We start from the raw sequence: 20,988 nt of genomic DNA on the forward strand, positions 1-20,988 counted from the left end.
TCAGAACTCCGTCAGATCGGAAGCCGCCTCGGTGCCCTCGGCCAGCTGGCTGGTGCCGCGGCGGTGTTTCTTGGCCAGGTACATCGCACGGTCGGCCGCGCGCAGCAGCTGGTCGGCGCTCTCGCCGTGCTCCGGGTACAGCGCGACGCCGATGCTGACCGAGGGCGTGATGTGCGCATGCGGCGGCGCCATCGGCTGCGCCACGGCGGCGTTGATCTTCTCGGCGATGCGCAGCGCGTCGCGCCGGTGGTGCACCGGCGCCAGCAGCACCGCGAACTCGTCGCCGCCCAGCCGCGCGACCAGGTCGCCCTCGCGCAGCTGCGCGCGGATGCGCTGCGCCACCTCGACCAGCAGCAGGTCGCCGACCGCGTGGCCGTAGCGGTCGTTGACCTCCTTGAAATGGTCGTTGTCCATGTACAGCACCGCGATGCGCGAGCGTTGGGACTGCGCGTCCTGCAGGATGCGGGCCAGCCGGCGGCTGAAGTAGGCCCGGTTGTACAGGTCGGTCAGGCTGTCGTGGTTGGCCATGTGCGCCAGCGAGCGGTTCTCCTGCGCGAGGCGGGCCTGCTGCGCCTCGATCTCCGACAGCAGCGCGTCGAAGTCCTCGCCCAGCTGGTGGAACTCGGTGATGTGCGAGGCCGGAAGCCGCCGCGGCCGGCTGCGCTGCGTGCGCGCGCCGTGCGTCAGCTCGATCAGTTCGCGCATCGGATCGACGATGTCGCGCTGCAGCCGGCGCAGCGACATGCGCAGCGTCCAGCCGACCAGCAGCATGCACAGCGCGATGCCGCCGACCGCCGTCGCCAGGAAGCCGGCGAACACCGCGCCATTGCCGCGCAGGCTGACGGTGCCGATGCGGCGCCCCCGGTCCAGGATGGGCGCGGTCACCGGGCCGGGCATCAGCAGCCGGCCGAGCGATTCGCCGGCGCGGTCGAGCAGCTTCTCGTCGGCGGAGGAGGGCGCGTAGCGCGCCAGCAGGCGGCCCTGGCTGTCGGCCAGCTCCGCGCTGCGCAGCGATTCGCGGCCGGCGATGGCCGCCAGCTGTTCCTCGATCGCGTTGCTGTCGCGGAAGATCACCGCCGCCTCCACGTTGTAGGCGATGGAGCGCGCCACCAGCTCCAGGTGGCTGCCGGCGTAGGTGCGCAGCGCCAGCACCGCGGCCAGCGTCAGCGCCAGTGCGCCGGCGCCCATGCTCACGATGGCCAGGCGCAGGTGCGCGCGCTGTAGCGTGCGCAGCAGGCTCTGGCGCGGCGGCTGCGGCGCCGGGGTGCGGTGGCGGCTCACGGCGTCACCTCCCGCGCGCTGCGCCGGCCCAGCCGCAGCACCTGCGGATGGATGCGCACCGCGCTGCGCGCCACCGCGTCCAGGTTGATCTCGAAGCGCACGTTGTGGCTGCCGCCATCGAGGTTCAGCCGCACCATGCCGCCGGCCGTGCAGGCGTCCGAGCGCTCGCAGACCGTCAGGATCGGCTGGCCGTCCAGCTCGGCCTGCAGGCGCTGCCAGTCCTGCACCGCGACCGAGGCCACGTACAGCGCGTCGCACTGGCCGGACACCAGGCGCTCCGACGGCAGCCGGTGCAGCACCAGCGTGCGCTGCAGACTCGGCAGTCCCTCGCGCAGCAGGCTTTCGACATACGGGCTGTTGCCGATGAAGCACAGCCGCAGCGGGTCCGGCGGTTGCGGCCAGCGCGTGTAGGCCAGCACGCCGGCCAGCGCATCGCGCAGGCTCAGGCCTTCCAAGGGCTCGGCCCGCGCGGGCGCACCCAGCAGGGCCAGCATCAGCAGCAAGGCGGGCAGGAGGGATGGGCGGCGGGGGGCGGCGTGCGGGCCGGAAGGCATGGCAGGAGGAGGGGCGCTAGGGGTTCGAGGATGCGAACCCCCGCGATTCTCGCCGCTGATCTCGCCGCCGCGAGGCGCGGCGGCGGGACGGACAGGCGCATCGGGCCATGGCAGCTGCCGGCGGGTGGTCACAGGCGGTCACAGGCGGGCGATCGCGGCACGCAGCTCGGCCACGCGCAGGATCTCGGACAGCAGCTGCGGCGCCGCGCCCGGTGCGTACAGCACGTAGACCGGCACGCCGCTGCGGCCCAGCGCCTGCAGCGCCGCCGTGACCTCGGGGTCGCGGCGCGTCCAGTCGGCCGTCAGCAGCTGCACGTTCTTGGCCTGCAGGTCGGCCAGCACCGTTTCGTCCGCGAGCGCAGTGCGCTTGTTGTACTGGCAGGTCACGCACCAGGCGGCCGTGAAATCCACCAGCACGGGCCGGCCCTGGGCCAGTGCCTCTTCCACGCGGCCCGGCGTCCAGCGCTGCCAGCGGGCGTCGGCGCGCGGGGCGCCGGCGGCCTCCACCGGCCGTACCACGGCCGGCCCCAGCCAGCCCAGCAGCAGCGCGCCCAGTGCCAGCGTCAGCGCGCCCATGCACCAGCGCGTGCGCCCGGACAGGCCCAGCGCCCAGACCACGGCCGCCAGCGCCACCAGCAGGCCGAGCAGCGCGGCCGCGCCGTCGATGCCGCTCTGCTGGCCCAGCACCCAGACCAGCCAGGCCACCGTGGCGAACATCGGGAACGCCATGCAGCGGCGGAACACCTCCATCCACGGCCCCGGCCGCGGCAGCCAGCGCACCACCGCCGGCACGCAGGCCGCCAGCAGGAACGGCAGCGCCATGCCCAGGCCCAGCACCGCGAACAGCGCCTGCGCCTGGCCGGCCGGCAGGCCGACCGCGAAGCCCAGCGAGGCGCCCATGAACGGCGCCGTGCAGGGCGAGGCGATGGCCACCGCCAGCACGCCCGACAGGAAGGCATCGCCCACCGGGTGCCGGGCCTGGGCCGTGGCCAGCGCCGAGGGCAGCACGTGCCCGAACTCGAACAGGCCCGCCAGGTTCAGCCCCAGCAGCGTGAACAGCCCGGCCAGCGCCGCCACCACGCCCGGCGACTGCAGCTGGAAGCCCCAGCCCAGCTGCTCGCCGGCCGCGCGCAGCGCCAGCAGCAGGGCGCCCAGCGCCACGAACGACAGCACCACCCCGGCGCCATAGGCCAGCCCGTGCAGCCGCAGCCGCGCCGGCGAAGCGCCGCCGTGGCGCGCGAAGCCCAGCAGCTTGACCGCCAGGACCGGGAACACGCAGGGCATGAGGTTCAGGATCAAGCCACCGAGCAGCGCGCCGGCGAGCGCCGCGACCCAGCCCGGCGACGCGCCGCCGGCCGGCACCGGCGCGGCCGCCGCTGCCGCGGCATTGGCGGCCAGGGCCTCGCTCAGTGCCGCCGGCACTGGCGTGGCCCCGGCCACGGCCGGCCAGGCGTTCGTCACGGCGGCCTCGGCGCGCCAGCCCTGGCGGCCCTGCGCACCGTCCTCCAGCGCCACGACCACCGGCAGCACGGCGGGGCCGTGGCTGCGCAGCGCGGACAGCGGCACCTGCGCCGTCCACACCGCTCCGTCCCAGGCCTGGGTCCAGGCGCCGGCCGTTTCGACGACCTCGGGCGTCTCGGCGAAGAACTCCAGCGCCCGGCCCTGCATTGCCGCCGGCAGGCCGCGCACCGCCACGGCGAGCGTCGTGCCGTCCACCACCTGCGTGGTGCTGCCGGCGGGCAGCGGCTGCGGGCCGGCGGCCAGCGCGGCGTCGAACGCCGCCTGGTGCAGCGCGGTCGCGCCCTGCGCCGGCAGCGACAGCGCGAACTCGCCCTCCTCGGGAATGCATTCCTTGCGGCACACCAGCCAGCGCGCGCTCAGGCGGATCTGCAGCTGCCCGCCGGCAGGCGCGAAGTCCGTGCCGACGGTCAGCGGCACCGGCAGCAGCACCGTGCCTTCGTAGCCGTAGTTGGCCAGCGGCCCGAACGGGATCTTGTGCGGCAGCGGCCAGGCGATCGCGCCGGCCTGCACGCCGCCGGGCAGCTGCCACTGCAGCTCGGTCGGCAGCCCCGAATCGCCCGGGTTCTTCCAGTAGGTGTGCCACTGCGGCTCGTGGGTGATCGCGAGCCCGGCCCAGACCGGCTTGCCCGGCGCCACGCCCTCGGGCGCCACGGCCACCAGCTCGGCGCGCACCCGCGGCGTGGTGACGACGGCGGACGGCACCGGCTGGGCCGCGGCCGGCAGCGCGGCCAGGCAGGCCAGCGCCAGGAACGGAACGAGAAATCGGATCGGCATCGATGTGGGGAAAACTGCGCGGATGGGAGCCGCCCGGCCGCGGCGAAGTTCCGCCGCGCGCCGCCCGGCCACGGGCGGGCGGGCGGTGGGCGCTTATTCGATCTTCGCGCCCGAGGACTTCACGATCGCGCCCATGCCGTCCCAATCGGCCTTCAGCAGCTTGTTGAATTCGTCCACGCCCATCGGCTTGCTCTCGATGCCCAGCCGCGCCAGGCGTTCCTGCACGGCCGGGTCGGCCAGCGTCTTCTGCAGCGCGGCGTGGATGCGCTCGACCTCCGCGCGCGGCAGCGCGGCCGGCGCCAGCAGGCCGAACCAGGAGTCGAACGAGTAGCCGGGCAGGCCGCTCTCGGCCACGGTCGGCAGATTGGGCAGGAAGCGCGAGCGCTGCTTGCCGGTGTAGCCGATGAATTTCACGCGCGGGTCGTCCTTGTAGCCCAGCACGCCGACCAGCGAGGAGGTCACGGCCTGCACGCGGCCGGCCAGCACCTCGTTCACGGCGTCGCCGGTGGACTTCATCGGGATGTGCTGCATGTCCAGCCCGGCCATCGCCACGAAGGCGGCCATGCCCAGGTGCGTGGCGCTGCCGTTGCCGGCCGAGGAATAGTTGTAGGCGCCCGGCTTGGCCTTGACCTTGGCGATGAACTCGCGCGTGTCTGACGCGCCCAGGCCGGCGCTGGCCAGGATGGCGTAGCCCGAGTTGCCGATGTAGCCGACGCCGGTGAAGCCGTTCAGCGGGTGGTAGGACAGCGACTTGTACAGGTAGCCCGCGATGTGGTGGCTGGCTGCGGCCAGCACCAGCGTGTTGCCGTCTGGCGCGGCCTTGGCGACGTAGGACGTGCCGACGCTGCCGCCGGCGCCGGCGCGGTTTTCCACGATCACGGTGGCGCCCAGCGCGCGGCCCAGTTCGTTGTTGATGGCGCGGGCCACCGTGTCCTGCACGGCGCCGGTGCCGAACGGCACGACCAGGTGGACCACGCGCTGGGCGTGGGCGGGCAGTGTGCAGGCCAGCGCCAGAGCGGCGGCGGCGTACAGCGGGACGGGGGAGAAGCGGTGCATGGAGGCTCCAGGGGCGATGGGGTGGATCAGCGGGCCAGCCAGCGTTCGGCCAGCCGCACGAAGTAGCTCGCGCCGACGGGAATGATGTCGTCGTTGAAGTCGAACGAGGTGTTGTGCAGGATGCAAGGACCGGGCCCGTGCCCGTCCAGCCGGTGGTCGCCGTCGCCATTGCCGAGGAAGGCGTAGCAGCCGGGCCGCGCCATCAGCATGTGGGCGAAGTCCTCGGCCGCCATCACGCCGGGCAGCGCGTCCTCCACCATCGCGTCGCCGACGATCTCGCGCATCACGGCGGCCGCGAACGCAGCCTCGGCCGGATGGTTCACGACCGGCGGCGAGGCGCGGCGGAACATCACCTCGGCCGTGCACTCGTTGGCCTGGGCGATGTGCTCGGCCAGGCGGCGCAGCCGCGCCTCGATCTTGTCGATGGCTTCGACCGAGAAGGTGCGCACGGTGCCGCCGACCCAGGCCTCGTCGGGAATCACGTTGGGCGCGTCCGAGCCCTGGATCTGCGTGACGGCCAGCAGCGCGCGCTCGGTGCTCGGGATCGTGCGCGCGACCAGGCTGCGCAGCGCCTGCGCGATCTCCAGCACGGCGCCGACCGGGTCCAGCCCGGTGTGCGGCATCGAGGCGTGCGTGCCGCGGCCGCGCACGGTGATCCGGTAGGTGTTGCTGGACGCCATCAGCGCGCCCGGATTCAGCGCGAAGCTGCCGACGCTGCCGACGTTGAAGTTGTGCAGCCCGAACACCGCCTCGCACGGGAAGCGCTCGAACAGCCCCTCGTCGATCATCTTTCTGGCGCCGGCCTTGCCCATCTCCTCGGCCGGCTGGAAGATGAAATGCACCGTGCCGGCGAAGTCGGGCCGCTGCGCCAGGTGCCAGGCCGCGGCCAGCAGCATGGTGGTGTGGCCGTCGTGGCCGCAGGCGTGCATCTTGCCGGCCTGCGTGGAGCGGTGGGCGAACTGGTTGACCTCCTGCAGCGGCAGCGCGTCCATGTCGGCGCGCAGGCCGATGGTGCGGCCGTTGTTCGGCCGGCGGCCGCGCAGCACGCCGACCACGCCGGTGCCGGCGATGCCGCGGTGCACCTCGATGCCCCATTCGGCCAGCATCCCGGCCACCAGGTCCGAGGTGCGGTGCTCCTCGAAGCCGAGCTCGGGATGGGCGTGGATGTCGCGGCGCAGCGCGCGGAAGCGGCCCACGTCGGCAAAGGCGTCCAGGATGGCCATGGTCAGATCTCCAGGTTGTCGATGAGGCGCGTGTTGCCCAGCCGGGCCGCGGCCAGCGCGACCAGCGGCTCGTCGCCTTCGGCCGCCAGCAGGTCGCTGCGGCGGCGCACGGCCACGTAGTCGGGCTGCCAGCCACGCGCGCGCAGGGCCTGCATGGCGGCCTGTTCGGCGGCCGCGGCGCCGTTGCGGTCGGCGCGCACGGCGTCGGCCACGGCCTGCAGCTGCCGGCGCAGCGCCAGCGCCTCGGTGCGCTCGGCGGCGCTGAGGTAGCCGTTGCGCGAGGACAGGGCCAGGCCGTCGTCGGCGCGCACGGTCTCGCCGGGCACGATCTCGACCGGCAGCGCGAAGTCGCGCACCATGCCCTCGATCACGCGCAGCTGCTGGTAGTCCTTCTTGCCGAACAGGGCCACGCCCGGCTGCACGATCTGGAACAGCTTCATGACGACGGTGCACACGCCGGTGAAGAAGCCGGGGCGGAACGCGCCCTCCAGGATGTCGGCCAGCGCGGCCGGCGGCCGGACCTCGTAGGTTTGCGGCTGTGGATACATCTCGCGCTCGTCGGGCGCGAACGCCAGGTCGCAGCCGGCGCCGGCCAGCAGATCGGCATCGCGCGCCAGCGTGCGCGGGTAGCGGTCGAAGTCCTCGTGCGGGGCGAACTGCAGCCGGTTGACGAAGATGCTGGCCACCACCGGCAGGCCGCGGCTCCTGGCCTGGCGCACCAGGGCCAGGTGGCCTTCGTGCAGGTTGCCCATCGTGGGGACGAAGGCGGGGCGCGGGCCGTCGGCCAGCGCCCGGCGCAGTTCGGCGATGCCGTGGACGACGTGCATGGGGACTGTTTCCTGAAAACGAAAGCCGGAAGTTTGCACGAACCGTGCCGGGCCCCGGCGCCGGCACGGTCGCCGCAGGCCGTGCACGGTGCCGCAGCAACGAAAAAGCCCCGCCGGGTGGCGGGGCTTCATGCCGGAAGCAGGCTGACCGGGGCGATCAGGCCTTCTTCTGCTGGCGGCGGCGCAGGCCGGCCATGCCCAGCAGGCCGGCGCCCATCAGCGCGAGCGAGGCGGGCTCGGGCACTTCACCGCCCGGCACTTCGAGTTCGTTGCTGGTGACTTCCATGCGGAAGCCCACTTCGTTCACCCGGCCTTCTTGCGTCGTGAAGCCGATGCAGCCAGCCGGCGCGCCGGCGGCGGCGCAGACGTTGGTCGGCAGCGCGGCGAGTTCGGGCACGGCGTAGAAGCTGAAGAAGTACTGGTAGTTGTCGATCGTGAAGCTCTTGTTCAGCGAGCCTTCGATGACCCAGATGTCGGCGCAGGGGGTCACGCTGGCGGCGGCGCAAGGCGTCTGGTTGGGGGTCTCGGCGAAGCGGATGGTGTAGGTGGTGTCGAACGACTGGAACGGGTCGGAGCTGCCCTCGGGGCGCAGCAGCAGCGTGGCCTGGATCGTGGCGGTCCTCAGCGTGGCGTAGGCCGAGCTGATCGGGTTGTTGGTGTGCGTATAGGTATTGGCATCTTCCGCGCCGCCGTCGGTCACGATGGTGCCGCTCTTCGGGCTGTCTTCGATGCCGATGCCGCTGCGGTTGGAGGCGCCGTTGCCGCCCCAGGTGATGGAGGAGGCCGTCACGGGATGGCTGCCCGTGCCGTTCGTGAAGGTGGCAGCCGTGAAGATGCTGCTGACCTGGTATTCCCAGTTCGTGATGGCAGCGGCGGAGGCGCTGCCGGCGGCCAGGGCCATGGTGGCGGCCACGCCCAGTGCGGCGAAGGATTTGCGGAAGGCGATGCTCATGGTCGATTCCTCTGTATACGCGTGCGGTTTGTTTCAGTCTTGTGTCGCACTGTGTGGCGACCTGATACATACAGCAGGTTGTGTGCCTGATTGGAAATATTGAATACATTCAATGGTCTCGCATGAGGCCATGATCGACGGTAAACAGCACCTGTCAGATCCTCCGACAGGCGATTCGATCGGAAAAATATCGAATCAAATCAATGGTTTAATAATTTGAGCAAATCCATGCGCCGATTTGCATCGCGCAGTGAACGTCAGCGCAGCAGCCACCACGCCGGTAACAATTGGCGGATGCCGGGGCGGCGGTAGCGCTCGTCGATCAGCACCAGCACGCCGCGGTCGGCCGGCGTACGGATGACGCGGCCACCGGCCTGCACGACCTTGCGCAGGCCCGGGTACAGATAGGCGTAGTCGTGGCCGGCGCCGAAGGCCTGGTCCATGCGGGCGCGCATGGCCTCGTTCAGCGGGTTGACCTGGGGCAGGCCCAGCGTGGCGATGAAGGCGCCGACCAGCCGGTCGCCCGGCAGGTCGATGCCCTCGCCGAAGCTGCCGCCCAGCACCGCGAAGCCGATGCCGCGCCCGCCGGGCGCGAAGCGGTCGAGGAAGGCCTGGCGCTCGGCTTCGTCCATGCGGCGCGCCTGGCGCCAGTGCGCGATGCTGGGGTGGTCGGCGGCGAAGCGCTCGGCCACCAGGGCCAGGTAGTCGTGGCTGCTGAAGAACGCTAGGTAGTTGCCGGGCGCGGCCTGGTATTGCCGGGCGATCAGCGCTGCGATCGGCCCGGCCGAGGCCTCGCGCGCGGCGAAGCGGGTGGAGATGTGGGTGGCCAAGCGCACCTCCAGCTGGCCATCGGCATAGGGCGAGGGGATGTCGAGGAAGGGGGTGTCCTCCGGCAGGCCCAGCATGTCGCGGTAGTAGGCCGGCGGCGTCAGCGTGGCCGAGAACAGCGTGGCGGTGCAGGCCGCGGCCAGGCGCGGCCCGAGGAACGGCGCCGGGATCAGGTTGCGGATGCCCAGCAGCGCGTCGCCGCGCGCCGGTCCCGGCAGCCGCGCGAGGTCGACCAGCGAATGCGGGCCGAAGCTCTGCACCAGCCGCAGGAATTGCAGCGCCGCGAACCAGAACTGCTGCAGCGCGCCGTCCAGTGCATGGGGCGCGGCCGGCGCGGCCTCGGCGAAGTAGGCGCCGAGCGCGCCGGCCGCGTCCTGCAGCGCGGCGACGAAGGTGGCCGGTAGCGCGTCGCGCGTGGTGTAGGCGCGCGTGTCCTCGGCCAGCAGCGCGCGCCAGCGCCGGTCCAGCCGGTCGAGCGGCCGCTTCAGTACCGCCGGCGCCTGGCGCCGCAGCGCGCCGAGCTCGGCGCGGCGCAGCGCGGCCGAGTACATCGCGCGGCCGCGCTCGGGCAGGTTGTGGGCCTCGTCCACCAGCAGCGCCGCGCGCCATGCGTCCTGCTGCGCCAGTGCGTGCAGCAGGGCGCTGCCGTCGAACCAGTAGTTGTAGTCGCCGACCACCACGTCGGCCCAGCGGGCCAGTTCCTGCGCCAGGTAGTAGGGGCAGACCTGGTGGTCCAGCGCCACGGCGCGCAGCGGCGCGCGGGCCAGCGGGCCGGCGGCCAGCGCAGCGGCGCGCGCGGCCGGCAGCCGGTCGTAGAAGCCGCGCGCCAGCGGGCAGGCATCGCCGTGGCAGGCTTTGTCCGGGTGCTCGCAGGCCTTCTCGCGCGCGGTCAGTTCCAGCACGCGCAGCGGCTGGCCGCCGGGGGCGATGCGCGCCAGCGCGTCCAGCGCGAGCTGGCGGCCCGGGGTCTTGGCCGCCAGGTAGAACAGCTTGTCGATGCGCGCGGCCGGCATGGCCTTGAGCTGCGGGAACAGCGTGCCCACAGTCTTGCCGATGCCGGTCGGCGCCTGGGCCAGCAGCACGCGCCCGCGCACGGCCGCGCGGTACACGCCCTCGGCCAGCGCGCGCTGCCCGGGGCGGAATTCCGGGTGCGGGAAGGCCAGCGCGGCCAGCGCCGCGTCGCGCGCCGCGCGGTGCGCCTGCTCCTGCCGCGCCCAGGCGGCGAAGCGGTCGCAGTGCGCCGCGAAGAAGGCCTCCAGGGCCGCCGCCTCGTGCCGCTCCTCGAACACCGTTTCGCGCTCGCTCTCCAGCTCGAAGTACACCAGCGCCAGCGTCAGCGCCAGCAGGCCGCGCGCGCGGCACAGCAGCGCGCCGTAGACCTTCAGCTGCGCCCAGTGCAGCGTGCGCTGCGGCGCCGGCTGGCGCGCCAGGTCGCCGCGGTGGGTCTTGATCTCTTCCAGCCGCCCGCGCGCGGCGTCGAAGCCGTCGGCCCGGCCGCGCACCAGCAGATCGCCGTGTGTGCCCTGCAGCGCCACCTCGGCCTCGTAGCCGGCCGCGCGGCGGCCGCGCACCAGCGCATGGCCGGCCATGCCTTCGAGCGCCGTGGGCGCGGGGGTGAAGCGCAGGTCCAGGTCGCCGGCCTTGGCCGTGAACTCGCACAGCGTGCGCACGGCGACGGTGTAGTGCATGGCGCGATGTTAGAGAGGAGGGCGTGCATGGCGCGCATGGGTGCGTTTGGCCCGGGAGGTGGCGGCGATGAGTAACGTCGGCCAGTCGGGCTGCGGGCCGGCGCGCCCTGGACGGGCCGCACGCGCCCGCCGTGTGCGTACCCGAAGGAAGCCGTCTACACGGGCGCCGGCAGCCTGGCGGAAGCGGCCGGCTTCAGCGGCGGATGGCTTTCGGATGGCGCCGCGCGGCCTGCAGGTACAGCGCCGCACCCAGCAGCAGCGTGGCCGCCGCCGCCAGCAGCGCCAGCGTGAAGCCGCGGTCGGCCGAGCCGGACCAGCGGATCAGCAGCGCCGCCACCGGCGGCCCCAGCACCTGGCCGATGCCGTACAGCGCCGTCAGCAGCCCCATGGTGCTGGCGGCGCTGGCCGGGCGCAGGCGCCGCACCTCCTGCATCGCGAAATAGGTGATGGCCGTGAACGGCAAACCCAGCAGCGCGCTGCCGACCACGAAGCCCGCCGTCGTCGGGCTGACCAGGCTGGCGGCCACGCCCACCGCCTGCACCACGTGGCAGGCGGCCAGCCGGTGCCGCATGTCGCCGGCCAGCGAGACGCGCGTGGTGGCCAGCGCGCCCACGATCACGCCGATGCCGAAGATCGGCCAGAACAGGTCGAGCCAGGGCGAAGCCGGCAGCGCCGCGCGTGCGATCACCGGCAGGAAGGTCGCCGTGATGATGTAGCCGAAGCCGGCGCAGCCGTAGCCCCCGGCCAGCAGCGCGACCTCGCCGCGGCCGGCCGGCGGTGCCGCGGCCCCGGCGGCGCCCGGCGCGGCGGCGGCCGAGGGCGGCGCGGCCAGCGTGCCGTGCTGCAGCGTGCGCCAGACCGTGGCCGCCAGCAGCGCCGCCAGCACGCCGAACACGCCCCAGCCGACGGCCGCGCCGCCGCCGGCGGACTGCACCGCGCCCGTCACCAGCCCGCTGCCGGCGATGCCCAGGCCCGGCCCGGTGTACATGGTGCCGCCCAGCGCCGCGCGGTCGCGCCGCGCCAACTGCACCAGGCACCAGCCCGAGATGTAGACGAACACCACGGCGCTGGCCACGCCCGCGGCGAAGCGCAGCACCGGCCAGGCGGCCGGCCAGGGCAGCGCCATCGCCACGGCCAGCAGCGCGGTGGCGACGAGCCCGCCGCGCGCCATCGCGGCCGGGTCGGGCGGCGGCGGGTGGCCGATGCGCGCCCACAGCCAGGGCTGCAGCGTGCACAGCAGCGCGCCGAGCAGATAGCCCAGGTAGTTGGCGCTGGCCAGCCAGCTCGCGCCGGGCAGGTCGAGCAGGCCGTCGTGCAGCATCAGCGGCAGCAGCGGCGTGAACGCGAAGCGGCCGATGCCCATGGCCACGGCCAGCGAGACGGCGCCGGCCAGCGCCACGGCCCAGGGGCCCGGGGTGCGCGGCGGCGCGGCAGGGGGAGAAGACGGCATACGGCGGGCGGGGGAAGGGCGGCATGTTAGCCGTCCCCGCGGCCTGCCCGGGCGCGCCCGTAAGATGCCCGCATGGCTCTTCCCTCCCGCTTCTGGTCCGAACTGGGCACGCGCGACTTCCTGGGCATCGACCCGGCCGCCACCGTGGCGGTGCTGCCCGTGGCCGCCACCGAGCAGCACGGCCCGCACCTGCCGCTGTGCGTGGACGCGGCGCTGGTCGACGGCGTGGTCGCCGCCGCGCTGCCGCACCTGCCGGAACAGCTGCCGGTGCTGTTCCTGCCCACGCAGGCCGTGGGCGCGAGCGCCGAGCACACCGGCTTTCCGGGCACGCTGAGCCTGTCGCCCGAGACGCTGCTGCGGCTGTGGACCGAGATCGGCGAGGGCGTGGCCCGCGCCGGCGTGCGCAAGCTGCTGCTGTTCAACGGCCACGGCGGCCAGGTCTCGGCCATGGACCTCGTCGCGCGCGAGCTGCGTGGGCGCTGCGGCCTGATCGTCTACGGCGCGAGCTGGTACGGCCTGCCGCTGGGCGAGGCGGTCGACGCGCTGTTCCCGCCCGAGGAGCACCGCTTCGGCGTGCACGGCGGCGACATCGAGACCTCGATGATGCTGGCGCTGCAGCCGCAGCTGGTGCGCATGCAGGCCGCGCGCGACTTCCACTCGACCTCGCGCGACCGCGCCGCGGCCTACCCCATCCTCGGCAACGGCCGCAGCGCCAAGCTCGGCTGGCACATGCAGGACTACAACCCGAAGGGCGCGGCCGGCAACGCCGCGGCGGCCACGGCCGAGAAGGGCCGCCTGGTCGTGGAAGCGGCGGGGCGGCAGCTCGCGGCGCTGCTGCAAGAGATCTCGCGGCTGCCGCTGAGCACGCTGGTGGAGCGGCCGGACCTGGCCGGCTGACCTGTGCCTGCGGGCGGCGCCGGCGCCCGGCGCGGTCCCGTTCAGCGTCCGGTGCCCGGCCCGTCGGCCGCGCCGCCGGCCCCTGCGGACCGCAGCGTGGCCAGCGTGTCCAGGGCCTCCTCCTGGCTCTCGAAGATATGGGGCGCGAGCCTGCGGCGCGCCAGGGCCTGGCCGAGCTTGGCGCGCATGAAGGCGCTGGTGGTGAAGCGGGTGACGCCGGCGTAGTAGCGCTGCACGCACTCGCGCACCATCTCGGCGTAGCGGTCCTCCAGGTCGCGCTCGAGCTCGAAGCCCTCGTAGTTGACGACGGCCTGCACGCGCCGGCCCTGGGCGAGCAGCGGCTCGCAGAGCTGGGCGACCTTCGCGCCGATGGCGTCCACGCTCTGCGCGGTCTTGATCTCCAGGCGCTCGAAGTTCAGGTACAGCACGTTCTTCGCGGCGTCATAGGCGAAGCGCGCCTCGAACGGCAGGCCCACCAGGCGCTTGCGCAGCTCCATCGGCGCGTCGCGGAAGATGCGCGCATCCATCAGCCTGGGCCCCTCGATGCGCGGGCGAAAGGCCATGTGGGCCAGCACGTCACGCTCCAGGTCGACCCCGGGCGCGATCTCGGTCAGCACCAGGCCGTCGGCGCGCAGCTCCAGCACGCAGCGCTCGGTCACGTACAGCACCTCCTTGCCCTGCGCGGCGGCATGCCGGCCCGAGAAAGTGCGGTGCTCCACTTCCGACACGAACTTTCGCGCCCGCGCATCACGGCGGATGCACAGTCCTTCGGGCGTCACGTCGATCTCGCAGGCCCCGGTGAGGAAGGTGCCGGTGTAGACCACCTTCTTGGCGCTCTGGCTGATGTTGATGAAGCCGCCTGCGCCGGCCAGGCGCGGCCCGAACTTGGAGACGTTGACATTGCCCTCGGCGTCGGCCTGCGCCAGGCCGAGCACCGCCACGTCCAGTCCGCCGCCGTCGTAGAAGTCGAACTGGTAGGGCTGGTCGATGATGGCCTGGGCGTTCAGGGCGGCACCGAAGTCCAGGCCGCCGGCCGGGATGCCGCCGATCACGCCGGGCTCGGCCGTCAGGGTGAACAGCTCGGCGATCTTCTCCTCGGCCGCCACCGCCGCCACGCCCTCGGGCATGCCGATGCCCAGGTTGACCACGCTGCCGGCACGCAGCTCCATGGCGGCGCGGCGGGCGATCACCTTGCGCAGGTCCAGCGGCATCGGCTGCGCCGTGTCGTCCGGCACGCGCAGCTCGCCGGCGTAGGCGGCGCTGTAGGTGGTCCCGAAGGTCTGGCGGTGCTGCTCGGGCGGCGCCAGCACCACGCAGTCGACCAGGATGCCGGGGATCTTCACCTGCCGCGGGTTGAGCGAGCTGCGCGCGGCCAGCCGTTCGACCTGCGCGATCACCAGCCCGCCGCTGTTGCGCGCGGCCATGGCGATGGACAGCATCTCCAGCGTCAGCGCCTCGCGCTCCATGGTGATGTTGCCCTCGGGGTCGGCCGTGGTGCCGCGCACGATGGCCACGTCGATGGGCAGCGCCGGGTAGAACAGGTATTCCTGGCCGCGCAGCTGCATCAGCTCCACCAGGTCCTCGGTGGTGCGCGCGTTGAGCTTGCCGCCGCCGTGGCGCGGGTCGACGAAGGTGCCCAGGCCGATGCGGCTCAGGTGCCCGGGCTTGCCGGCGGCGATGTCGCGGAACAGGTGCGTGATCACGCCCTGCGGCAGGTTGTAGGCCTCGATCGCGTTGTCCAGCGCCAGCTTCTGCAGCCTGGGCACCAGTCCCCAGTGGCCGCCGATGGCGCGCCGGACCAGGCCGGCATGGCCCAGCCGGTTCAGCCCGCACGCCTTTCCGTCGCCTTGGCCGGCTGCGTACATGAGCGTCAGGTCCGCCGGCTTCTCGTCCGCGGGCACGTCCGGGTCGAGGTACAGCGCTTCCAGGGCCGCCGCCACCGCTTCGGGGAAGCCGATGCCGACGAAGCCGCCGGTGGCGAGCGTGTCGCCGGGGCGGATCAGGCGCACGGCCGCCTCGGCGGCGACGAGCTTGCCGCGGTCGCGGTGCTCGAAGGGGATGGTGGGGGCGCGGGGCGTGCGGGCCATGGCGGGCTCCTGGTCAGCGCGCGGTCCAGCCGCCTTCGACCGGCAGCGCGATGCCGGTGATGGCATCGGCCGCGGGCGAGCACAGGAACAGCACGATGTCGCCGATGGCCTGCGCTTCGACGAAGCGCTTGTTGGGCTGCGAGGCCAGGATGACTTCGCGCACCACGCGCTCCTCGCTCAGGCCGTGGGCCTTGGCCTGGTCGCGGACCTGGCCTTCGACCAGCGGGGTCTTCACGTAGCCGGGGCAGATGGCGTTGCAGGTGATCGCGGACTCGGCGACTTCCAGGGCCACGGTCTTGGTCAAGCCCACCACGCCGTGCTTGGCCGCCACGTAGGCCGACTTGAACGGCGAGGCGACCAGGCCGTGCGCCGAGGCGATGTTGACGATGCGGCCCCAGCCGCGCGACTTCATGCCCGGCAGCGCGGCGCGGATGGCGTGGAAGTTGGACGACAGGTTGATGGCCAGGATCTGCTCCCACTTGGCCTGCGGGAACTCGTCCACCGGCGCCACGTGCTGGATGCCGGCGTTGTTGACCAGGATGTCCACCGCGCCGAGTTCGCGCTCGGCGGTGGCCACCATCTCGGCGATCTGCTCGGGCCGCGACATGTCGGCGCCGCTGTAGCGCACGGGCACGCCGTATTCCTCGGCCAGCGAGGCGCGCAGCCGCTCGATCTGGGCGGCATCGCCCAAGCCGTTGAGCACCACGCCGGCGCCCGCCTGGGCCAATTGCCGGGCCACGGCCAGCCCGATGCCGCTGGTCGAGCCCGTGACGAGGGCCACCTTGCCTTGAATGGTTTGAATCATGGCCTTGCCTCTTGGGGAGTTCGCTTGTTTTCAACGTCGGCCACAGCTGGAACATCAGCGCTGGCGGCTGCCTCCAGGGCCTGTGGTTCAGAACGCGACGTTGGCACGGCCCTTGAGCTGCAGGATCTGTCGCGCCTCGTCTGGGGTGGCGATGTCCAGGCCCAGCTCGGTCAGGATGCGGCCGATCTTGGCCACCTGCTCGGCGTTGGAGGTGGCGAGCTGGCCGCGGCCCATGTACAGGTTGTCCTCCAGGCCCACGCGCACGTTGGCGCCCATCACCGCGCCCATGGTCACGAAGGGCATCTGCTGGCGGCCGGCGGCGAACAGCGACCAGACGTAGTCCTTGCCGAACAGCCGGTCGGCCGTCTGCTTCATCAGCAGCACGTTCTCCGGGTCGGCGCCGATGCCGCCCATCACGCCGAACACCGACTGGATCAGGAACGGCGGCTTGACCAGGCCGATCTCCACGAAGTAGGCCAGGTTGTACAGGTGGCCGATGTCGTAGCACTCGAACTCGAACTTGGTGCCGTGCGTCTGGCCCAGCGTCTCCAGGATGTAGCGGATGTCGCGGAAGGTGTTGCGAAAGATGCCGTCCTCGGTGGACTTCAGGTACGGCACCTCCCAGTCGTGCTTCCACTGGCGCGGCTTGTCGGCCATGCGGAACATGGCGAAGTTGATCGAGCCCATGTTCAGCGAGGCCATCTCCGAGGAGGCCCGCAGGGCGCCTTCGAGCCGCTGGTCCAGCGTCATGGCCACGCTGCCGCCGGTGGTGATGTTGAGCACCGCGTCGGTCTGCTCGGCGATGCGCGGCAGGAACTGCATGTACACCTCGGCCGCGGGCGAGGGGCTGCCGTCCGCCGGGTTGCGCGCGTGCAGGTGGATGATGGCGGCGCCCGCCTTGGCCGCGGCGATGCTCTGCTCGGCGATCTCCTCGGGGGTGCAGGGCAGGTACGGCGACATCGTGGGCGTGTGCACGGAGCCGGTGATGGCGCAGCTGATGATGGTCTTGCTCATGGATGGATAGTCCTGAAGAGGGGGATGAAGGGGGGACGAAGCAGGCGCTGCCGACGCGCCCGCGCTCAGCGCGCGGCCATCAAGGCGTCGTCGAAGATGGCCACGGCGCGCGTCCAGCCGGCCGAGGCGTTGCGGATCTTGTGCGGAAAGCAGCTGATGAAGAAGCCGTCGGGCGGCAGCGCCTCCAGGTTGTGCAGCTTCTCCAGGTGGCAGTAGCCGATGTCGCGCCCGGCCTTGTGGCCCTCCCAGATCAGGCCGGCGTCGTGCGTGGCGGCGTACTTCTCGGCGGTGTGCACGAACGGGGCGTCCCAGCTCCAGGCGTCGGTGCCGGTCAGGCGCACGCCGCGCTCGAGCAGGTACATGGTGGCCCCGTAGCCCATGCCGCAGCCGGTGGAGACGAAATCGTCGTGGCCGTAGCGGCTGCCGGCGCGCGTGTTGACCACCACGATCTCCAGCGGCTGCAGCGTGTGGCCGATGCGCGCGAGCTCGGCCTGCACGTCGGCGGCGGTCACCACGTAGCCGTCGGCGAAGTGGCGGAAGTCCAGCTTCACGCCGGGCTGGAAGCACCACTCCAGCGGCACCTCGTCGATGGTCCAGGCGCGCTTTTTCTCGCCCAGCGCCTTGTCCATGGTGCTGTGGAAGTGAAAGGGCGCGTCCAGGTGCGTGCCGTTGTGGGTGGACAGGTTGATCTGCTCCACGGCCCAGCCTTCGCCGTCGGGCAGGTCTTCCTTCTTCAGGCCGGGGAAGAACGGCGCGATCTGCTCGACCGTGGTCTCGTGGGTGAAGTACTGGATCTTGGGCGCGAAGGGCGGCGGGTCCGAGATCACGTCGTTTTCAAGGTAGATCGACAGATCGACGAATTTGCGGGGCATGGCGGGGACTCCTTTTCATTGGGGGGAGGGAACAGAACCGGCCGTGTTCAGTGCGCGGCAACGGCTTCTTCCGGGGGCACGGCTTCGCCGGGTGGCAGCATCGCCACCACGAGCGCGGCAGCCAAGACTACGCCGCCGCACACGGCGATGCTCGGGCCGAAGCCGAAGGCGCTGGACATCGAGCCCAGCAGCAGCGGCGCGAACGCGGAGAAGCCGCGTCCCACGTTGAAGCAGAAGCCCGTTCCCGTGGCCCGTACCTGGGTGGGGAACAGTTCCGCGAAATACGAGCCCATCAGCCCTGCGAACGACATGAAGAAGGCGTACACCGGGCCGAGGAGCAGCAGGAGCGTGTGGTCGGTGGCCTGCACGTAGAGCGGCAGCAGCAGGCCGGAGCAGACCAGCGACAGGATCAGGGCCTTCTTCTTGCCGATGCGGTCGGCGATGTAGCCGAAGGCGTTGTAGCCGACGAACATGCCGATGTTGAGCAAGATCAGGAAGCGCGCCATGGTGCCCATGTCCAGCCCGCGCTCCTTCACCAGGAAGGTCGGCAGCCAGGTGCTCGCGCCCCAGTAAGCGGCCAGCGCCAGCGCCGAGGTCAGCGTGCCCAGCAGCGTCACGCGCAGCAGGGCCGGGGAGAACAGCGAGGCGATGCCCTGGCTTCCCGCGGCCTGCTGCTGGCCGCTGCGCTTGCGCTGCTGCTCGGCCTGCCAGGCCTCGGACTCGGGCACGCGCAGCCAGACGTAGGCCATGGCGATCACGACTGCGGCGCCGCAGACGAAGAACAGCACGCGCCAGCCATGCGTGGGCAGCACGTAGGCCGCCGCGGCCGACGCCACGGCCGCGCCGATCGAGAACGAACTGAGCACGAAGGACGTGGCCCGCGCGCGCTGGTGGACCGGCCAGGTCTCGTTCACATGCGCGGCGGCGATGCCCCAGACGCTGCCCAGGCCCAGCCCGGAGAGAAAGCGCAGCACCAGCACCTGGCGCCAGTCGGTGGCGGCGGCGATGGCCATCGTGAGCACGCCGAAGCCCGCCAGCGACAGCAGCAGCACGGCGCGGCGGCCCCACCGGTCGGCCAGCGGGCCCATGACCAGGCCGCTCAGGCCCACGCCGAGCAGCGTGGCCGTGACCAGCAGCCCGGCCTGCGCCGGGCCGATCTGCAGGGATGCCGTGATGGCCGGCATGGCGATCGCGAGGATGATGATGTCCACCGCATCGAACATGTAGCTCAGGAAGTAGCCGGTCAGCACGCGCCATTTCAACGTGGATGGGGAGGGGGGCATGGTGGTTGTCTCCTGGTGCATGCCGCTGTGGGGAGGGCACTGCACGATCGATCAGTCAGTTTCGGGAAGAACGGACTGTACGAGCAGTCAGTTTTCTGTTTTCTAGGGGAAACCCGCGTGGCGAGGGGCCGGACGCCGGCTCCCTAGAATTCCGGGGCTTCATGAAGGAGATGCATGCCCGACAAGCCCTTGTCAAAGCGCACAGCCCCTGCCCGGAACGAGGCCACCCTGAGCAAGCGCGACCGGATCCTGGATGCGGCAGAGGCGCTGTTCGCCAAGGGCGGGTACGACGGCGTGTCCATGCGCGACATCGCCGCGCAGGCCGGCGTCGGCCTGCCGCTGATCGTCTACCACTTCGAGACCAAGCAGAACCTGTATCGCGCCCTGTTCGTCCGCTTCAAGGCGCTGCTGGACGCGCGCCTGGCGGCGCTGCATGCGCCGATGGCGCCGGGCGCCGATCCGCTGGAGCACATCGTGCGCGCTTTCGTGCTGCCGGTGCTGCAGGCCCAGCGCGGCGAAGCGGGCATGGCCTACGCCAAGCTGGTGGCACGGGAAGCGTCGGACCCGCGCGAGGCCGAGCGCGGCATCGTGGCCGACTATTTCGACCCCTTCGCCGTCGAGTTCATCCGGGCGATCCGCAAGGCGCTGCCGCAGCAGGATCCCCACTATGCGCACTGGGCCTACCTGTACGCCGTGGGCGCCCTGGTGATGAGCGTGTTCGACCGCCGCATCGAGCGCATCTCCGAGGGCCAGACCCATACGGGCGACCTGGAACACAAGGCCGACTACCTGATCCGCTTCATCGTCGCGGGCATGCAGGCGGGGGGCGCCCGGCCGTGACCGGGCGCCTGCGGTGGGGTGATCCCCGTTCGCTCGGGCGGCGCGTCCGCCGTGCCGCCCGGCTGATCAGCTGCGGCGCACCTGCGCCGCCGCCCGGTGCAGGTGCGCCACGAAGTGCCGCAGCGCCGGCTTGAGCAGTGCGCCGCGGCGCACGATCGCGCCCAGTGCCAGCGGCAGGTGGCCCTCGCGGATCGGCACCACGGCCATGAACTGCGCGGCCAGCGGGTGCTGCGCGATCGGCATCGGCATCAGCCCCACGTAGTCGCCCTGCGTCAGCAGCGCCAGCAGCGTCAGCGTGGAATTGACCACCGCCGCCGGCGAGGGCGGCACCAGCCCGTGCAGCTCGAACAGCTGGCGCGCGTAGCCCGACTTGCCGGTCAGGCTGGTGAACACCCAGCGCGCCTGCGCGAGCTGGCGCAGCGAGCGCGTGCGCGCCAGCGGGTTGCCCTTGCCGACGACCACCGCCATCTCGATCGGCATCAGCGCCTCGACCTCGAACTCGCCCGCCGGCAGGCTGGCCGGCACCGGGCCCACGATCACGTCCACCTCGCCCGCGCGCAGCTGTGTCAGCTGCGCCACGTACAGCTCCTCGCGCACCTGCAGTTGGATGTCCGGATAGTCGCGGCCGAAGGTGCGCATGGTCTCGGGGATCAGCAGCAGCACCGCCAGCGGCACGGCGCTGACGGACAGCGTGCCGAGCATGCGGCCGCCCAGCTGGTCGATCTGCGACTGCGCGTCGTCCAGCTCGCGCAGCGCGCGCCGGCCGTGCTCCAGCAGCACCTTGCCCTGCGCCGTCGGGAACACGCCGGCCGTCGAGCGCTGCAGCACCGGCGCGCCCACCGCGCGCTCCAGCTCGCGCACGGCCTTGGTCACGGCCGGCTGCGACACGCCGAGCCTGCGCGCGGCCCCGCGCAGGCTGCCCTCGTCGGTGGCGGCGAGCAGCGCCTGCAGCGCCGCGAGCTTGATCGTCCCCATGGAAAACCATGATAACCAGCGGCTATCGCGCCTCCGATTCCGCCATCTTCTCCGCGCCGGC

The 20,988-nt window shown here is 72.3% G+C and carries 17 protein-coding genes; 2 read left to right on the forward strand and 15 right to left on the reverse strand.

What is annotated here, in order from left to right:
* The 9 genes from QM782_RS10410 to QM782_RS10450 all read right to left on the reverse strand — a co-directional run bounded on the left by QM782_RS10410 (position 1) and on the right by QM782_RS10450 (position 12,154).
* Positions 1-1,281: a diguanylate cyclase domain-containing protein gene (locus tag QM782_RS10410; protein WP_415202844.1), complete on the reverse strand. Its 1,281-nt coding sequence runs from the start codon at positions 1,279-1,281 to the stop codon at positions 1-3.
* The gene (locus tag QM782_RS10415; protein ID WP_415205624.1) at positions 1,278-1,775 is read right to left on the reverse strand and encodes a YfiR family protein; all 498 of its coding nucleotides are present in this window, start codon (positions 1,773-1,775) and stop codon (positions 1,278-1,280) included. The genes QM782_RS10410 and QM782_RS10415 overlap by 4 nt, the downstream gene beginning before the upstream one ends.
* Positions 1,776-1,973: 198 nt before the next feature.
* Complete coding sequence (locus tag QM782_RS10420) at positions 1,974-4,130, reverse strand: protein-disulfide reductase DsbD family protein (RefSeq protein ID WP_415202845.1); 2,157 nt, start codon at positions 4,128-4,130, stop codon at positions 1,974-1,976.
* A 93-nt stretch (positions 4,131-4,223) separates the two neighbouring features.
* A complete protein-coding gene (locus QM782_RS10425; protein ID WP_415202846.1) occupies positions 4,224-5,186 on the reverse strand; it encodes a tripartite tricarboxylate transporter substrate-binding protein in 963 nt (320 codons plus the stop codon).
* 26 nt (positions 5,187-5,212) lie between these two features.
* Entirely contained in the window at positions 5,213-6,409 is a 1,197-nt protein-coding gene (locus QM782_RS10430; RefSeq protein ID WP_415202847.1) for a M20 aminoacylase family protein, read from the reverse strand.
* A 2-nt stretch (positions 6,410-6,411) separates the two neighbouring features.
* Positions 6,412-7,236 (reverse strand): pantoate--beta-alanine ligase, encoded by an 825-nt coding sequence (panC, locus tag QM782_RS10435; protein WP_415202848.1) that lies wholly within the window; start codon positions 7,234-7,236, stop codon positions 6,412-6,414.
* A gap of 157 nt (positions 7,237-7,393) precedes the next feature.
* Entirely contained in the window at positions 7,394-8,188 is a 795-nt protein-coding gene (locus tag QM782_RS10440) for a THxN family PEP-CTERM protein (protein ID WP_415202849.1), read from the reverse strand.
* A gap of 257 nt (positions 8,189-8,445) precedes the next feature.
* A complete protein-coding gene (locus tag QM782_RS10445; protein WP_415202850.1) occupies positions 8,446-10,704 on the reverse strand; it encodes an ATP-dependent DNA helicase in 2,259 nt (752 codons plus the stop codon).
* A 193-nt stretch (positions 10,705-10,897) separates the two neighbouring features.
* Complete coding sequence (locus tag QM782_RS10450) at positions 10,898-12,154, reverse strand: YbfB/YjiJ family MFS transporter (protein WP_415202851.1); 1,257 nt, start codon at positions 12,152-12,154, stop codon at positions 10,898-10,900.
* A gap of 72 nt (positions 12,155-12,226) precedes the next feature.
* Between QM782_RS10450 and QM782_RS10455 the strand changes: the two genes are divergently transcribed.
* Positions 12,227-13,051 (forward strand): creatininase family protein, encoded by an 825-nt coding sequence (locus QM782_RS10455; protein WP_415202852.1) that lies wholly within the window; start codon positions 12,227-12,229, stop codon positions 13,049-13,051.
* Between the two features lie 41 nt (positions 13,052-13,092).
* Here the strand turns inward: QM782_RS10455 and QM782_RS10460 are convergent, their stop codons facing one another.
* The 5 genes from QM782_RS10460 to QM782_RS10480 all read right to left on the reverse strand — a co-directional run bounded on the left by QM782_RS10460 (position 13,093) and on the right by QM782_RS10480 (position 19,112).
* Positions 13,093-15,138, reverse strand: a complete 2,046-nt coding sequence (locus tag QM782_RS10460) for an acyl CoA:acetate/3-ketoacid CoA transferase (RefSeq protein WP_415202853.1) — start codon at positions 15,136-15,138, stop codon at positions 13,093-13,095.
* A 13-nt stretch (positions 15,139-15,151) separates the two neighbouring features.
* Complete coding sequence (locus tag QM782_RS10465; protein ID WP_415202854.1) at positions 15,152-15,943, reverse strand: 3-hydroxybutyrate dehydrogenase; 792 nt, start codon at positions 15,941-15,943, stop codon at positions 15,152-15,154.
* Between the two features lie 87 nt (positions 15,944-16,030).
* Entirely contained in the window at positions 16,031-16,957 is a 927-nt protein-coding gene (locus tag QM782_RS10470; protein ID WP_415202855.1) for a 3-keto-5-aminohexanoate cleavage protein, read from the reverse strand.
* A gap of 65 nt (positions 16,958-17,022) precedes the next feature.
* On the reverse strand, positions 17,023-17,829 hold the full coding sequence (locus tag QM782_RS10475; RefSeq protein ID WP_415202856.1) for a cyclase family protein: 807 nt from the start codon (positions 17,827-17,829) through the stop codon (positions 17,023-17,025).
* Positions 17,830-17,876: 47 nt separating this feature from the next.
* On the reverse strand, positions 17,877-19,112 hold the full coding sequence (locus tag QM782_RS10480) for an MFS transporter (RefSeq protein ID WP_415202857.1): 1,236 nt from the start codon (positions 19,110-19,112) through the stop codon (positions 17,877-17,879).
* 174 nt (positions 19,113-19,286) lie between these two features.
* Here QM782_RS10480 and QM782_RS10485 point away from each other — a divergent pair, with 174 nt between their 5' ends.
* Entirely contained in the window at positions 19,287-19,952 is a 666-nt protein-coding gene (locus tag QM782_RS10485) for a TetR family transcriptional regulator (RefSeq protein WP_415202858.1), read from the forward strand.
* A gap of 66 nt (positions 19,953-20,018) precedes the next feature.
* Here QM782_RS10485 and QM782_RS10490 read toward each other — a convergent pair whose 3' ends face one another.
* A complete protein-coding gene (locus tag QM782_RS10490; protein ID WP_415202859.1) occupies positions 20,019-20,927 on the reverse strand; it encodes a LysR family transcriptional regulator in 909 nt (302 codons plus the stop codon).
* Positions 20,928-20,988: the final 61 nt, after the last annotated feature.

Origin of the sequence: Pseudorhodoferax sp. (assembly GCF_047601025.1) — a bacterium.
Taxonomy (GTDB): domain Bacteria; phylum Pseudomonadota; class Gammaproteobacteria; order Burkholderiales; family Burkholderiaceae_C; genus Pseudorhodoferax.

Coding starts and splice junctions, on each gene's coding strand:
- QM782_RS10465 (WP_415202854.1), bottom strand. CDS start 15,943: ATGATTCAAACCATTCAAGGCAAGGTGGCCCTCGTCACGGGCTCGACC.
- QM782_RS10490 (WP_415202859.1), bottom strand. CDS start 20,927: ATGGGGACGATCAAGCTCGCGGCGCTGCAGGCGCTGCTCGCCGCCACC.
- QM782_RS10455 (WP_415202852.1), top strand. CDS start 12,227: ATGGCTCTTCCCTCCCGCTTCTGGTCCGAACTGGGCACGCGCGACTTC.
- QM782_RS10425 (WP_415202846.1), bottom strand. CDS start 5,186: ATGCACCGCTTCTCCCCCGTCCCGCTGTACGCCGCCGCCGCTCTGGCG.
- panC (WP_415202848.1), bottom strand. CDS start 7,236: ATGCACGTCGTCCACGGCATCGCCGAACTGCGCCGGGCGCTGGCCGAC.
- QM782_RS10485 (WP_415202858.1), top strand. CDS start 19,287: ATGCCCGACAAGCCCTTGTCAAAGCGCACAGCCCCTGCCCGGAACGAG.
- QM782_RS10470 (WP_415202855.1), bottom strand. CDS start 16,957: ATGAGCAAGACCATCATCAGCTGCGCCATCACCGGCTCCGTGCACACG.
- QM782_RS10430 (WP_415202847.1), bottom strand. CDS start 6,409: ATGGCCATCCTGGACGCCTTTGCCGACGTGGGCCGCTTCCGCGCGCTG.
- QM782_RS10475 (WP_415202856.1), bottom strand. CDS start 17,829: ATGCCCCGCAAATTCGTCGATCTGTCGATCTACCTTGAAAACGACGTG.
- QM782_RS10415 (WP_415205624.1), bottom strand. CDS start 1,775: ATGCTGGCCCTGCTGGGTGCGCCCGCGCGGGCCGAGCCCTTGGAAGGC.
- QM782_RS10480 (WP_415202857.1), bottom strand. CDS start 19,112: ATGCCCCCCTCCCCATCCACGTTGAAATGGCGCGTGCTGACCGGCTAC.
- QM782_RS10460 (WP_415202853.1), bottom strand. CDS start 15,138: ATGGCCCGCACGCCCCGCGCCCCCACCATCCCCTTCGAGCACCGCGAC.
- QM782_RS10420 (WP_415202845.1), bottom strand. CDS start 4,130: ATGCCGATCCGATTTCTCGTTCCGTTCCTGGCGCTGGCCTGCCTGGCC.
- QM782_RS10445 (WP_415202850.1), bottom strand. CDS start 10,704: ATGCACTACACCGTCGCCGTGCGCACGCTGTGCGAGTTCACGGCCAAG.
- QM782_RS10440 (WP_415202849.1), bottom strand. CDS start 8,188: ATGAGCATCGCCTTCCGCAAATCCTTCGCCGCACTGGGCGTGGCCGCC.
- QM782_RS10450 (WP_415202851.1), bottom strand. CDS start 12,154: ATGCCGTCTTCTCCCCCTGCCGCGCCGCCGCGCACCCCGGGCCCCTGG.